Here is a 16,291-nt window from a genome sequence, read left to right on the forward strand (position 1 = left end):
ATTATATAGGAGATTAAAATGGCTGAACTTGATAAAATAGTTGATCAATTATCTAAATTATCTGTAATGGAGGCAGCAGACCTTGCTAAAAAACTTGAAGAAACTTGGGGGGTAACTGCATCAGCAGCTGCCACAGTAGTTGCTGCACCACAAGGAGCAGATGCAGCTAGTGGAGCTGAAGAAAAATCAGAATATGATATAGTGTTAGAAGCTGCTGGTGATAAAAAAATAAATGTTATTAAAGAAGTAAAATCTATAACAGGACTTGGTTTAAAAGAAGCAAAAGAGCTTGTTGAATCCGCTCCTAAGCCAGTTAAAAATGCCGTCCCAAAAAGCGAAGCTGAAGAAATTAAGACTAAATTAGAAGCTGCTGGAGCTAAAGTAAGTTTAAAGTGAATAATATATTTTAGCTAATTTATAATTAATATTCACATTTAAAGGGTAAAAGAGTGTCTTCATATCTTTCTAAAAGGCGTATTAGATATAGTTTCGGAAAAATCTCTAGTAATGTACGCATACCAAATTTAATAAAAGTTCAAAAAAAATCTTACGAAGATTTTTTGCAGTTAAATGTTCCTATCGATAATCGTAAAAAGCAAGGATTAGAAGAGGTCTTACGATCAGTTTTTCAAGTTAATGATTCTGAAGATAAAGCTAGATTAGAATATATTAATTACAGCCTTGGAGAACCAAAATATACACCAGATGAGTGCATTCAACGGGGTGTTAATTACGCATCCCCATTAAAGGTAAATTTACGTTTAATATTATGGGATACTGAGATAGAATCTGAAGTTAAGGAAATAAAAGGTATTAAAGAGCAAGAAGTTTACTTAGGTGATATACCATTAATGACTAACAAAGGAACTTTTATTATTAATGGAGCTCAAAGAGTTATTGTATCACAATTGCATCGCTCTCCAGGTGTGTTTTATACCCATGATGAAGGCAAGAATTCTAGTTCTGGCAAATATATTTATTCTGCAAGAATTATTCCATATAGAGGGTCTTGGATTGATTTTGAATTTGATACCAAAGATATATTATACTTTAGGATAGATAGAAAAAGAAAAATTCATGTTTCTACATTACTTAGAGCAATTGGATATAATACAAATCAAATACTTGAAAAATTTTATAAATTTATAAAATTTGAATGGAAAAATAGTAATCTTATCACTAAATTTGACCCTATTAAATTTAGAGGGATGAAAATAGAAAAAGATATTGTAGATGCTAATACAAAAGAAGTAATATTTAAAAAAGGTATTAGGGTTACACCAAGAATATTAAAAGATTTTGAAAAAAATAATATAGATAGATATTATATAACAACTGAAGATGATATAAAAAGAAAATTTTTAGCTAAAGATATTGTAAATTTAACTACAGGAGAAGTTTTATATGAATCTACTCAAGAAGTTACACAAGAAGTTATAGATTCTGTTAAGGCATTAAATATTAATGAAATAATAATTATTGATGTAAATAATGTAGACTCAGGAAGTTTTATAAGAGATACAATTGTTTTAGATAAAAATAAAGATGAAGAGCAAGCTTTAGCTGATATATATAAAGTTTTAAGACCAGGTGAGCCATCTACTCCTGAAGTTGCTAAACAACTTTTTGAAAGTATGTTTTTTGATAATGAAAAATATGATCTTTCAGCTGTTGGCAGAATGAAAATTAATAAAAAACATGATTTAGATGTACCACATACTAAGACAGCTCTTACCAAAGATGATATTATAGTAGTTATTAAGCATCTGTTAAACTTAAAATGTGGCATTGGGACAGTTGATGACATTGATAGTCTTGCTAATAGAAGAGTTAGATCTGTTGGGGAATTGGTTGAAAATCAATTTCGTATGGGCCTTGTAAGAATGCAGAAATCAATTATAGATAGAATGTCTTCTGTAGAAATTGACAATGTTATGCCTCATGACTTAGTAAATTCAAAAACATTAATGAGTTATTTAAGAGAATTTTTTGGTATTTCTCAACTTTCACAATTTATGGATCAGACAAATCCATTAGCTGAAATTACACATAAAAGAAGGCTATCAGCATTAGGTCCTGGTGGATTAACAAGAGAAAGAGCAGGCTTTGAGGTAAGAGATGTTCACACAACTCATTATAGTAGAATATGCCCTATTGAAACTCCAGAAGGACAAAACATCGGTTTAATTAGTTCATTAGCAACTTATGCTGATATAGATAAATATGGGTTTATAGAAAGCCCTTATAGGAGAGTGAAAAATGGATATATTACAGAAGAAATTGTACAATTAACTGCAATTGAAGAAGAAAAATACTACATTGCTAAGGCAAGTATTGCCATAGATGAAGAAGGTAAAATTATTGATGATGTTGTCGCTTGTCATAAAAAAGGTGAAGTTGTTAATGTATCGAGAGAACAAATAGATTTAATTGATGTTTCTCCACAACAATTAGTATCTGTTGCAGCCTCATTAATTCCATTTTTAGAAAACGATGATGCAAATAGAGCTTTAATGGGTTCAAATATGCAGAGACAAGGTGTTCCTCTTATTAAAAATGAAGCTCCTTTCGTAGGTACAGGAATGGAAAAAGTAGTTGCTTCAGATTCTGGAACTGTAATTCTAGCAAAAAGAGCTGGTATCATAGATCAAGTTGATTCTAAGCGTATAGTTGTAAAAGTAAGGAGTAATACTTCTAAATCGCCTAATAATAAAGGTGTTGATACTTCATTAAGAGGTGATATTTCAGGTGTTGATATATACACATTAATTAAGTATGATAAATCAAATCAGGGCACTTGTATAAACCAAAGACCTATAGTAAAAGTTGGACAATATGTTGAAGCAGGAGATATTCTTGCAGATGGAGCATCAACAGATATGGGAGAACTTGCTCTTGGAAAAAATATCTTAGTAGCATTTATGCCATGGAATGGGTATAATTTTGAAGATTCTATTTTGCTTTCAGAACGTTTGGTAAAAGATGATATATATACATCTGTACACATTAATGAATATGAAATAGTTGCAAGAGACACAAGATTAGGGCCTGAAGAAATTACAAGGGATATTCCTAATGTAAATGAAGAAAATTTAACCCACCTTGATGAAACTGGAATTGTTAACATTGGTGCTCAGGTTAAGCCTGGGGATATATTGGTTGGTAAAGTTACACCAAAAACTGAATCACCACTTACTCCTGAAGAAAAATTATTAAGAGCAATATTTGGTGAAAAAGCTGCAGATGTCAGAAATTCTTCTCTAAGGGTGCCTCCTGGTGAAAAGGGTGTTATAGTAGATGTTAAAATATTTACAAAACGTGGGGTACAAAAAGATGAAAGAGCTATATCTATTGAGAGAAATGAAATAGAAAAATTTTCAAAAGATATGGAAGATGAGAAAAGAATTATTGAAGATTATGTATTTAATAAAGTAAAAGTTATTTTATTTGGCAAAAAAGTAAAAGATAAAGCAAATAAATCCATTATAATTGATCAAAATTTTCTTGATGATTTAGATAATAGGCAAGTTTGGTCGTTAGAATTAGATGATAAAAAATCAAAAGAGGATATTCAAAAATTAGAAGAATTTTATGATAATTATCTAAAAAAACTTGAAAAAGATTATAAACATAAAGTTGAAAAACTGCAAAGTGGTGATGATTTGCCTCAAGGTGTATTGAAAATTATCAAAATATACGTGGCTAATAAATTAAAAATTCAACCTGGAGATAAGATGGCAGGTAGACATGGTAATAAAGGAGTAGTATCAAAAATTGTTCCTGTTGAAGAAATGCCATATTTAGATGATGGGCAACCTGTAGATATTGTCTTAAATCCATTAGGAGTACCTTCAAGGATGAATATAGGACAAATTTTAGAAACACACTTAGGATGGGCATCTGTTGCACTTGGCAAAAAGGTTGCTGGAGTTTTAGAAAAAAGTCTTAAAAATTATCAAAAATCTCATGAACTAGAACTAAAGCAAAAAATTAAAGAAGTATTTGATATACAAAATAAAAATAGTAAAGAAATTTTTAATTATATAGATACCTTAGATAAAGATGATTTATTAGATTTAAGCCATGATATTGCAAAAGGAGTAAAATTTGCTACCCCTGTTTTCGATGGTGCAAAAGAAAATCATATAAATAAAGTTTTAGAAAAATCTGGTTTAGATAAATCAGGACAAGTTAAATTGAGAGACGGTAGAACAGGTGAATATTTTGATAGAAAAGTTACTGTTGGTTATATATATATGCTTAAGCTAGATCATCTCGTAGATAATAAGATACATGCAAGGTCTATAGGTCCATATAGCTTAGTTACTCAACAACCTCTTGGTGGAAAATCACATTTTGGTGGGCAAAGATTCGGAGAAATGGAATGTTGGGCTTTACAAGCTTATGGTGCTGCATATACTTTACAAGAAATATTAACTGTAAAATCTGATGATGTAGCTGGAAGAGTTAAAGCTTACGAAGCAATTATTAGAGGTGAAAATTCATTTGAAATTGGTTTACCTGAGTCATTTAAAGTAATGATTAAAGAAATTAGATCTCTAGGTCTAAATATGGAAATAATAGAAAAAGAATAAACTTAATATAATTTGAGGTAATAATCTGTGTTTAATTACTTAAACCCACAAGTTAATAAAGATTTTGATGCTATAAAAATATCTATTGCAAGTCCTGACCAAATAAGATCATGGTCATATGGGGAAGTTAAAAGACCAGATACAGTTAATTATAGGACTATAAAACCTGAAAATGGAGGATTATTTTGTTCTAGAATTTTTGGTCCAGTCAAAGATTATGAATGTCTTTGTGGTAAATACAAAAGAATGAAATATAGAGGCACAGTTTGTGAAAAATGTGGTGTTGAAGTTACAACTTCTAAAGTAAGAAGGGAAAGAATGGGACATATTGAACTTGCTACCCCAATTGTCCACATTTGGTTCTTAAGATCACTTCCATCAAGAATATGTACTTTATTGGATATAAGTTTAAAAAAAATTGAAAAGGTCCTATACTATGATGCTTATATTGTAAATGACCCTGGTATAACTAGCTTTGAATATGGCCAATTACTTTCTGAAGAAGATTATTATAAAGCTATTGAACATTACGGAGAAGACAGTTTCCAAGCAGGAATTGGTGCTGAAGTTATCAAAAGCATGTTAAAAAATATTAATCTCAAAGAAGATAAAATTAAATTAAGAGAAGACTTACTAAAAACAAACTCTGAAACAAATAGAAAAAAAATAGTTAAAAGGCTTAAATTAATTGAAGATTTTATAGAATCTGGAAATAAGCTTGAATGGATGGTGTTGGATGTTTTACCAGTTATACCTCCTGATTTAAGACCATTAGTTATGTTAGATGGAGGAAGATTTGCAACTTCTGATCTAAATGAACTTTATAGAAGAGTTCTAAACAGAAATAATAGACTAAATCGTTTAATTGAGCTTAAAGCTCCTGACATAATTATTCGTAATGAAAAAAGAATGCTTCAAGAAGCTGTAGATGCATTGTTTGATAATAGTAGAAAAAGCAAAGTAATTAAAGCTTCAAACAAAAGGCCTCTAAAATCTTTAGCAGATATGTTAAAAGGTAAGCATGGTAGATTTAGACAAAATTTACTTGGTAAAAGGGTAGATTATTCTGGCAGATCAGTAATTGTTGTAGGTGCAGAATTAAAACTTCATCAATGTGGATTACCTAAAAGAATGGCGCTTGAGTTAATGAAGCCATTTATATATTCAAAATTAGAGTTGTATGGTATATCCAATACCATTAAAGCTGCTAAAAAAATTGTTGAAGAGGAAAGGCCAGAAGTGTGGGATATTTTGGATGAAGTTATAAAAGAACATCCAGTATTCTTAAATAGAGCTCCAACTCTTCATAGATTAGGTATACAGGCTTTTGAACCAATATTAATTGAAGGAAAAGCTATTCAATTGCATCCATTAGTTTGTGCTGCATTTAATGCTGATTTTGATGGAGATCAGATGGCTGTTCATGTACCACTTTCAATTGAAGCACAGCTAGAATCAAGAGTTTTAATGATGTCAACTAATAACATTTTAGGTTCAGCTAGTGGTGAGCCTATAATAGTACCCACTCAAGACATTGTTTTAGGAATATATTATTTATCATTAGTTTTCGAAAAACAGAAGGGTGAAGGTATGTTTTTTGGTTCTTTAAGTGAAATTCAACATGCTATAGATTCTGGAAAATTATCTATACATACAAAAATAAAATATAGAGCAAAAATATGTGATTCAGGTGGAAAAATTAAAAATAAAATGATTGATATAACCCCAGGAAGGTTATTTATTGCTGAACTTTTACCAAAAGAGTCTGAAGTAATTGACTATGATCATATTAATAAGGTTATGACTAAAAAGGAAATTTCCAATTTAATTGATGTAGTATATAGAAATTACGGCCAAAAGAAAACAGTTATTTTTGCTGATCATTTAATGGGATTAGGATTTCATTATGCATGTAAATCTGGTATTTCTATTGGCAAAGACGACATTGTTGTTCCTGAAACAAAGGACTCACATATTAACTCTACATTAAAAAAGATAAGAGAGTATGAAGAGCAATATTCAGATGGATTAATTACAGCTGGAGAAAGATATAATAAGGCTATTGACGAGTGGACTAGATGTACTGATACTATTGCATCAGATATGATGAAAAAATTAGTAGATTCTAATGATTATAAAAATTCAAATATAAACTTTAAATCCCTTAATAGTATACATATTATGTCAGATTCTGGAGCAAGAGGTTCCCCAGCTCAGATGAGACAACTTGCAGGAATGAGAGGTTTAATGACAAAGCCTTCAGGTGAAATTATAGAGACTCCTATTACTTCTAACTTTAAAGAAGGGCTAAATGAGTTAGAATATTTTATTTCCACTCATGGAGCAAGAAAAGGATTAGCAGATACAGCATTAAAAACAGCTAATTCAGGTTATTTAACTAGAAAATTAGTCGATGTATCTCAAGATTGCATTGTAAATGAGGAAGATTGTGGTACAAACAACTCTATTTTAGTTAGAGAAAAAGTTGAAAATGGAGAAGTTGTTATACCTTTAAGAGAATTAGCTTTAGGTAGAGTTTTAGCAGATGATATATATATACCAGAAAGAACTACACCTTTAATAAAAAAAGGAAAACTAATTGATGAAAGCTTAATGTTATTAATTGAAAACAATAACATTGAGACAGTTAAAATTAGATCAGTATTAGTTTGTGAAAGTAAAAAAGGCATTTGTAGCAAATGCTATGGCAGAGACCTTGCAACCGGTCAGATGGTAAATTTAGGTGAAGCCATTGGTGTTATTGCAGCTCAGTCTATTGGTGAACCAGGAACTCAGTTAACTATGAGAACATTCCATATTGGTGGTGCAGCTCAAAAAATAGCTACAAAATCTGATATCATTTCTTCTCATTCTGGAACAATTAATTTTGAAAATTCATCCATTATAATAAACAGTAATGGAGTGAAAATTAATATGAGTAGAAATTGTGAATTGGTTATAGTAGACGGTAGAAATAACGAAAAATTTAGAAGCAAAGTTCCTTATGGTGCTAAAATTTTATTCGAAGCTAAATCAAAAGTAAGATCTGGCGATAAAATAGCTGAATGGGATCCATTTACATTACCTATAATGACTGAAGTAGAAGGATATGTTTCTTTTGTTGATCTAAAAGATTCCATATCAGTAAAAGAAGTACAAGATGATATAACTGGAATAATTAATAAAGTTGTTATTGATGGAAAACAAAGTAATAAAAAATCTAATTTAAGACCTAGAATATTAATTAAAGATAAAGATGGAAATCCTATAAAATTAAACAACGGCTTAGAAGCTAAATACTTTTTACCAGTCAATGCTATTATCAATGTATCAGATAATCAAAAAGTAGAAATAGGAGATGTTATATCAAGAATGCCAAAAGAATCTTCAAAAAGTAGGGATATAACAGGTGGATTACCAAGAGTTGTTGAATTATTTGAAGCACGTCAACCTAAAGAAACAGCTATATTAAGTGAAGTTGATGGATATATTGAATATGGCCAAGATTATAAATTTAAAAGAAGATTAATAGTAAAATCAAAGGATGGTAAAGATACAGCAGAATATTTGATACCAAGGGGTAAACATATATCTGTAAATGAAGGTGATTATGTTATGAAAGGTGAGATGCTACTTGATGGTGATCCTTCGCCACATGATATTTTACGCATACTTGGAAAAGAAGAATTTGCTAATTACATGATTAATGAGGTTCAGCAAGTTTACAAATTACAAGGAGTAAAAATTAATAACAAACATATTGAAGTAATTTTAAGACAAATGCTGAAAAAAGTAGAAATCACTGAACCTGGAGAAACAACTTTTATCACAGGTGAACAAGTAGATATTACATATTTTGAAAAAGTTAATAAAAAAGCTATAAAAGAGAAATATAAACCTGCACAAGCAATAGGGGTTTTACAAGGTATAACGAAAGCATCTCTTCAAACAAATTCATTTTTATCTGCAGCTTCGTTCCAAGAAACAATAAAAGTACTAACTGAGGCTGCGGTTTCAGGTAAATCAGATCATCTTGAAGGTTTGAAAGAAAATGTCATTGTTGGAAGATTAATTCCAGCTGGAACAGGTTTTTATATGGATAAGTTAAAGGAACGCTATAGTGAAGCTAAGTCTAGCTAAATTTATAAGAAAAATTATATTCATTATAAAGATATAGTTGTTAGTTATTGACTTTTTCCATATTATAATTACTTTACAATTAATGTGTCCTTAGCTCAGCTGGACAGAGCAACAGCCTTCTAAGCTGTGGGTCGGGGGTTCGAATCCTCCAGGACACACCATTTTAACATATTATTATGTTTCTTTACGAAAAAAATATACTTAAGAATTTATTTTTTCCTTTTATCATTATAACTTTTACAATTGTTGGGATTGCTTGGATTGTTCAATCCATTAGGTATTTAGAACTAATTTTAAGTCAGGGAGCTAGAATTTTAGATTTTTTAAATTTAACCTTATGCTTATTACCATTATTAATCTTTATAATAATACCTATATCATTAACATTAACAGTTTATTATGTTTATAATAAACTATTGCTAGATAGAGAAATTATTATATTGTATTCATTAGGAGTTACTAGAATAAATATTATTAAGCCATTTATATATTTTTCTATTATTGTTACTATAATTCATTTATTAATTTCTTATTATTTAATACCAATTAGTTCTCAAAAATTTAAAAATTTAAAATTTGATATTAATCAAAACTCAATTTCAAACTTAATTCAATTTAATACTTTTATATCAAAAGTTAATAATTTAACTATATATATAGAAAAAAAAGAAGGTAATAATTTATTAAAAAATATTTTGATTAATGATTCAAAAAACCCAAACAAAGAAATCACTTATATTGCTAATTCAGGTCGATTTTATTCAAATAATAATATTTATAAAATGATCCTTTATAACGGAATTAAAATAGAATTTCAAAATATTAAAGATACTTATATAATGGTAAAATTTTCAGAATTTATTATAGATTTAAATCAACATGAAAAACCTAATAATAAATTAATTGACGATAGTTATGAATTAAATTTTATTGAGTTATTAAAATCAGATACTATACCAAAAAATAAAATTCAAAAATTTAGAACACAGGGTCATTTCAGAATAATTTGGCCTGTAACATCTTTGTCCATTATTATTATTCTTTATTTTATAACACTAAAAGAGGAAAGTAGAATACAAAATTATAAGATAAATTTTTATGCATTCTTTTCCTTTTTAATTATTATAGGTTTTAACTTATCATTTTATATATTTAGTCAAATTAGCTATAAATACTATCCTTTAGTATATTTATTTAATCTTTTATTACCTCTTATTTTTCTTTATAGGTTATATAAATCAGCTCCATCAAAAAATATATTAAATATATTTAAATACCCCAATGAAAAACACGACATTAAATAATTACGAGAATAAACAATAAAAAAGCAGTATTGATATGCTATTTTCGTGGCTCGTGATGAATAAATTTGGTATAAATTTCTAATTTTTATATGTCACTGTCAGTTCGAGTTAATTTAAATGTGCTGACCATGAAGGTTGAGATCCATCAGTAGGTGTATAAATTACTCTTTCATTATTACCATCAATGTCAATAGCATAAATTTTATTACTTCCATCTCTTTTTTGTCTACCAAATATAATAGTTCTACTATTAGGAGCCCAAGAAGGACCCTCTTCAAGCCAACTACTTGTTAATAGTCTTTCATCACTACCATCTGGCTTCATAATCCCAATATAAAAATTACCTAATAATATTTTAGTAAATGCTATCCATTTGCCATCAGGAGACCAAATAGGAGTTCTATAGCTACCTTCGCCACTACTTATTTTTTTGATATTTTCACCATCTCTATCCATTACATAGATTTGAGTTTTTCTTCCTCCTCTATCAGAATTAAATAATATTTTTTTACCATCTGGCGAATATGATGGAGAAGTATCTATACAACCATGAACATTTGTTAATTCTTTTTTTATTTTTGTATTTAAATCTATTTCATAAATATTAGTTGTACCCTTTTTTGCTAAAGACATCACAACATAATTATTATCAGGAGAGAAGCTAGGGGCAAAAGTCATGCCAGCCATGTCACCTATTAAATCTTGCTCCCCAGTTTCTAAATCAAGTACATAGACCTTTGGAGGATTTTTTCTACTCTTATAGCTCATAAAAGTTACTCTTTGAGACTTCATATCAAACCTAGGAGATAAAATAAATTCGTTGCCACTGGTTAAAAATTTAAAATTAGCACCATCCTGTTCCATTATTGCTAATCTTTTTATCTTATTCTTTTCATCACCTTTCTCAGATACAAAGATAATACGTGAATCAAAATAGCCTTCAACACCTATAAATTTTTTATATATACTATTAGCTATTTTATGTGCAATCCTCCTCCATCCAGCTATAGGAATTTTATATTGTCCCTTTTCTACCTCCTTCTCCTTAAAAGAATCATATAATATATAACTAACTTCTACAAAGTCTTTTTCTCTATCTAAATTCACCTTAGCAACTAATATCATACTAGAATTTATAGTACGCCAATTTGTAAAAACTGGAATTTTATTTATTGTTGGAATTTCTAAAAAAGCCTCATTTTCTATAACACGGAATATTCCTGAATTATTTAAATCATTAACTAAAACATCTCTTATCTTTATTCCAAATTCAATTGAATCTAAATTCTCACCTTCAAATTCTGCAACTGCAACCGGTAAAGCTTCATATATTCCATCACTAATATTTATTTCAATTTTTGAATGAGATATTATAATACCGTATATAAAGATTAAACAGAAAATAACAAAGTATCTCCAAACTGTAACCATACCCCTATTATTCTCGCTCATCAATAGATATAGATATTTTAGAGATAGAAACAACTTTTTCTCCCTTATTTAAATCAATAATCTTGACGCCCTTAGCATTTCTACTAGTTACCCTAATCTTATTAACTTCAGTTCTAATAATAGTACCAAGATTTGTCATTAACATTATCTGGTCGTCTTCTTCAACAGGAAAAGATGAGACAACGTAACCATTTCTATTACCTGTATCTATGTTTAATACTCCTTGGCTATTACGATTTGTAACTCTATATTCATATGCTGAAGTTCTTTTACCATAACCATTTTCTGTAATTGTTAAAATAAATTGCTCCTCTTTTGCAATTTTATTTATATCAATTCCATCTATATTTAGTTGCTTTTGAGGTTTATTATGTATATCTAATGCTAATTTTAATCTAGTTTTTAAAGGAACTTTTAAATACTCATCTCTTTTTAATATATCTAATTCACCAGAATTTAAAATAGACATTGATACAACAGTATCTTTACCTCCTGATAACTTTGCAGCTTTTACACCATCTGATGCTCTACTTTTAAATACCCTTAAAGACTCAACAGAAAATCTTACAGCTTTTCCCTTTCTTGTTGCAAGCAAGATATGAGACTGATCTTCACATACAGAAACCGCAACTAATTTATCATCACTACTTAATTTTATCGCAATTTTCCCATTTGCTTGAATATTTGTAAAATCACTAAGTTTATTTCTTCTAGCGTTTCCTTTTTGAGTAGAAAATATAATATTTAACTTATCTAAATCATCTATATTTTCTGGCATCGGCATAATACTGGCAATGCTATCATTTTGCTCTAAAGGTAATAAGTTAACTACAGCCCTGCCCTTTGATTGAGGACTGGAAATTGGCAATTTATAAACTTTTAATTTGTAAACTTTTCCCATAGATGAAAAAAATAATAACGGAACATGAGTATTAGTAACTAATAATTCATTAATAATATCGTCCTCATACATTGTCATAGCAGACCTTCCTTTTCCACCACGTCTTTGTGCTCTATAAACTGCTAATGGAACCCTTTTTATAAACCCAGTCTTAGTCAATGTAACCACCATATCTTCTTTTTGAATTAAATCTTCATCAGAAACATTAAGTCCTTCATTTTTAATAACAGTCTTTCTAGGAGTCGCAATAGTAGACTTAACACTTAATAATTCTTCTTTTATTAAAGAAACTAATTTTTCATCAGAGAAAAGTAAATCAAGATATTCTTTTATAATCTTAGCAAGATCCTTGAGTTCATTATCAATTTTACCTTTTTCTAAAGCTGTTAAACGATGTAATTTCATTTCTAAAATTGCTTTTGCCTGCTCTTCGGTGAAAAAGCATTTACCATCTTTTATCTCATTTCTATGATCAGCTACCAAATCAAGCAAAGGTATTATTTGTTCAGATTTCCATTCTCTGCTCATTAAATTAATTTTAGCAGCCTGTGTATCTGCAGAAGATTTAATAAGAGCAATTATCTCATCAATATTTGCTACAGCTATAGCAAGCCCTATCAATAAGTGAGCCCTTGTTCTTGCTTTATTAAGTAAAAAAGTAGTTCTTCTTTTTATTACTTCTTTTCGAAAATTAATAAATGCACTAAGTATAGCTCTTACTCCCATAACTTCTGGCTTACCATCGTTAAGAGCTAATATATTAATACTAAAACTATTTTGAAGCTGAGTGTTTTGATATAGTTGATTTAATATAACATCAGGATTTGCCTCACGCTTAAGATCAATAACAACTCTAATTCCTAATTTATTTGTCTCATCTCTTATTTCAGAAATACCTTCAATTACTTTCTCTCTAACGAGATTCTCAATTGCTTTTAACATTTCAGCTTTATTAACCTGATAAGGTATCTCAGAAATTATTATAGATTCTTTACCATTTTTCTCTTCTACAGCTGTTTTTCCTCTGATTACTACACTTCCTCTACCCTTTAAAAGCGCAGATTTAACACTGTCTCCATTGATAATTTCACCACCTGTTGGAAAATCTGGAGCAGGAACAAATTCAATAAGTTCTTGATCTGAAATTTCAGAATTATCAATTAAAGCGCAGCATCCATCAATAACTTCACCTAAGTTATGAGTAGGTATACTAGTAGCCATACCAACTGCTATTCCACTTGCACCATTTACTAATAAGTTGGGAAATCTAGATGGCAGTACTTTTGGTTCTCTTTCAGAGCCATCATAGTTATCTTGAAAATCAATAGTATCTTTATCTATATCTGTTAAAAGAAAACTTGCAGATTTTGCAAGCCTAACCTCAGTGTATCTCATTTGAGCTGGTGAATCACCATCTATTGAGCCGAAATTACCTTGACCATCAATAAGAGGTAATCTTAAAGAAAAATCTTGCGCCATTCTAACAAGAGCAGAATATATAGCACTATCACCATGAGGATGATACTTACCCATTACTTCACCAATTACTCTAGCAGATTTTCTGTATGGTTTATCATGAAAGTTACCAGTTTCATTCATAGCAAATAGTATTCTTCTATGAACTGGCTTTAGTCCATCTCTACAATCTGGCAATGCACGACTTACTATAACACTCATTGCATAATCTAAGTATGCACTTTGCATTTCATTTTCAATTGAAACAGAAACTGTTCCGGATAATTTAGATTTATCTTCGTTCAACTTAACTACTTAATAAAGTTAATAATTAAAATTTAACGTTAGTGTAAAGTCAAAATTGACAATACACCAGTTAATTTTACTTTGTTTATATTTATAATTTAATCCCTCCTAACTCCAAAAATTCTTAGTAAGAATATAAACAAATTAATAAAGTCCATATAAAGATTAAGAGCACCGTATATTGCAGTTTTTTGAGCTACTTCATTAGAAGTATTACCCATTTGGTAATAAACTGATTTAAGCATTTGAACATCATATGCAGTAAGCAATGTAAACACTATAACACCAACATAAGATAATACATTACTTAAAGCAGAACTTTGAAAAAACATATTCGCAAAACTTGCAATAAAAATACCTATAACTCCCATCATTAAAAAAGAACCCATTCCAGTTAGATCCTTTTTCGTTGTATGGCCATATAATGCCATAGCCCCAAATAACGAAGCTGTAATAAAAAATGTTTTTGCAATACTTTCACTTGTGTACACATAAAATATTGATGACAAAGAAAGCCCCATTAATCCTGAGAAAACCCACAATGAAGTTCTAGCACCTGATACAGACATAGACATAATTTTAGCACTCATAAAAAACACCATACCTAAAGGAGCTAACATAACAACCCATTGTAATGGAGTAGAAAATATAGCATTCATCAAACCTGGAGATGATGCTGTAAACATAGCAACAAGAGCTGTAATAACAAGAGCTATTCCCATATTTTGAAACACAGATAACATATAAACTCTCAGACCTTCATTATATCCAGGTCTTTGAACATTAGATTGTGCATAATTTGTATAGTCTACCATATCTATTAAATATATAAGTTTAAAATCTAGTAATAATATATATTATTTAATGATAATTTTCAATGAGAATAAGACTGTAAATTTAAATATTATCTTTAAATTTAAGATTCACTAATAGAATTTGGCAATTTCTTAACTTTTTCAAATTTAGCTAATAAGGGCAAAATAACCAATAAATGAACAAAATACCAAATTGTTGAAATTTGACTAAAAGTAATATATGGCTCCTCTGCTACTTCTCCACCTAAATATCCAAGAATCAAAAAATTTATAAAAAACAGATAAGTAAAGATTCTAAACAAAGGCCTATAATTAGCACTTTTCACTTTACAACTATCAAGCCAAGGCAAAGCAAAAAGTATCAATATGGCTCCAAACATAGCAATTACACCACCTAATTTATCAGGTATAGACCTTAGTATTGCATAAAAGGGTAGAAAGTACCATTCAGGAACTATGTGTGCAGGTGTAACCAATGGATTTGCTTCAATATAATTATCTGGGTGTCCCAAAACATTAGGCTTAAAAAAGACAAAATAAAAATAAATCATAAAAAATATTCCAAATCCAAAAAAATCCTTCACAGTATAATAAGGATGAAATGGAATAGAATCTTTTTTTGATTTAATTTCTACACCTGTTGGATTGTTAGATCCATGCACATGTAAAGCTACAATATGAATAATAACCAATCCCACTATAACAAACGGTAATAAAAAATGCAGTGCAAAAAATCTATTAAGCGTTGGATTATCTACAGAAAAACCTCCCCATAACCAAACAACAATCTCATCTCCAATAAAAGGAACTGCTGAAAACAGATTAGTTATAACATTTGCTCCCCAATAGCTCATTTGTCCCCATGGCAGAACATACCCCATAAAAGCGGTCGCCATTGTTGCTACAAAAATAAAAATTCCAAAAAACCAAACCATTTCTCTTGGAGATTTATACGAACCATAATATAATCCCCTGCCAATATGAATATAAATACTTGCAAAAAACATTGATGCTCCTACTGCATGAGTATAACGAAGCAACCACCCATAATTAACATTTCTCATTATATTTTCAACACTATCAAACGCCATTTTAACATGAGGAGTATATTGCATTGCAAGAAACAACCCTGTAACAATTTGCAATAATAACGCAATACCAGCCAGTGATCCGAAATTCCAAGCATAATTTAAATTCTTAGGAACTCTATAGTCTGCAGAATGCTTAATAAAACTGAATATTGGTAATCTATATTCTATCCAATTAACTATTGAATCCGTTAAACTTTTATTATTTTTTTTCATTAATATTCACAAATAACAA

At 29.5% G+C, this 16,291-nt stretch carries 8 protein-coding genes and 1 tRNA gene; 5 read left to right on the plus strand and 4 right to left on the minus strand.

Annotation, left to right across the window (positions count from 1 at the left end; translation table 11 throughout):
- The first annotated feature begins 18 nt into the window (after positions 1 to 18).
- The 5 genes from rplL (at position 19) to h2es_RS04790 (ending at position 10,039) form a co-directional block, all read left to right on the plus strand.
- The gene (gene rplL, locus h2es_RS04770; protein ID WP_154511869.1) at positions 19 to 396 is read left to right on the plus strand and encodes a 50S ribosomal protein L7/L12; all 378 of its coding nucleotides are present in this window, start codon (positions 19 to 21) and stop codon (positions 394 to 396) included.
- Between the two features lie 53 nt (positions 397 to 449).
- Positions 450 to 4,595 carry a DNA-directed RNA polymerase subunit beta gene (rpoB, locus tag h2es_RS04775; protein ID WP_326845005.1) on the plus strand — a complete coding sequence of 1,382 codons (4,146 nt, stop codon included), beginning with the start codon at positions 450 to 452 and terminating at the stop codon, positions 4,593 to 4,595.
- Positions 4,596 to 4,622: 27 nt separating this feature from the next.
- Positions 4,623 to 8,735 (plus strand): DNA-directed RNA polymerase subunit beta', encoded by a 4,113-nt coding sequence (gene rpoC, locus h2es_RS04780; protein WP_326845006.1) that lies wholly within the window; start codon positions 4,623 to 4,625, stop codon positions 8,733 to 8,735.
- A gap of 84 nt (positions 8,736 to 8,819) precedes the next feature.
- Positions 8,820 to 8,896 (plus strand) — tRNA-Arg (locus h2es_RS04785).
- Between the two features lie 15 nt (positions 8,897 to 8,911).
- A complete protein-coding gene (locus tag h2es_RS04790; RefSeq protein ID WP_126045260.1) occupies positions 8,912 to 10,039 on the plus strand; it encodes an LptF/LptG family permease in 1,128 nt (375 codons plus the stop codon).
- Between the two features lie 108 nt (positions 10,040 to 10,147).
- Here h2es_RS04790 and tolB read toward each other — a convergent pair whose 3' ends face one another.
- The 4 genes from tolB to h2es_RS04810 all read right to left on the minus strand — a co-directional run bounded on the left by tolB (position 10,148) and on the right by h2es_RS04810 (position 16,272).
- Entirely contained in the window at positions 10,148 to 11,470 is a 1,323-nt protein-coding gene (gene tolB, locus h2es_RS04795; protein ID WP_154511931.1) for a Tol-Pal system beta propeller repeat protein TolB, read from the minus strand.
- 7 nt (positions 11,471 to 11,477) lie between these two features.
- Positions 11,478 to 14,153: a DNA gyrase subunit A gene (gene gyrA / locus h2es_RS04800; RefSeq protein WP_268258911.1), complete on the minus strand. Its 2,676-nt coding sequence runs from the start codon at positions 14,151 to 14,153 to the stop codon at positions 11,478 to 11,480.
- Between the two features lie 98 nt (positions 14,154 to 14,251).
- Entirely contained in the window at positions 14,252 to 14,968 is a 717-nt protein-coding gene (locus h2es_RS04805) for a Bax inhibitor-1/YccA family protein (protein WP_154511871.1), read from the minus strand.
- Between the two features lie 101 nt (positions 14,969 to 15,069).
- A complete protein-coding gene (locus tag h2es_RS04810; RefSeq protein ID WP_154511874.1) occupies positions 15,070 to 16,272 on the minus strand; it encodes a cytochrome b in 1,203 nt (400 codons plus the stop codon).
- Positions 16,273 to 16,291: the final 19 nt, after the last annotated feature.

The organism is Rickettsiales endosymbiont of Trichoplax sp. H2, assembly GCF_009690945.1.
Lineage (GTDB): Bacteria > Pseudomonadota > Alphaproteobacteria > Rickettsiales > Midichloriaceae > Aquirickettsia > Aquirickettsia rohweri.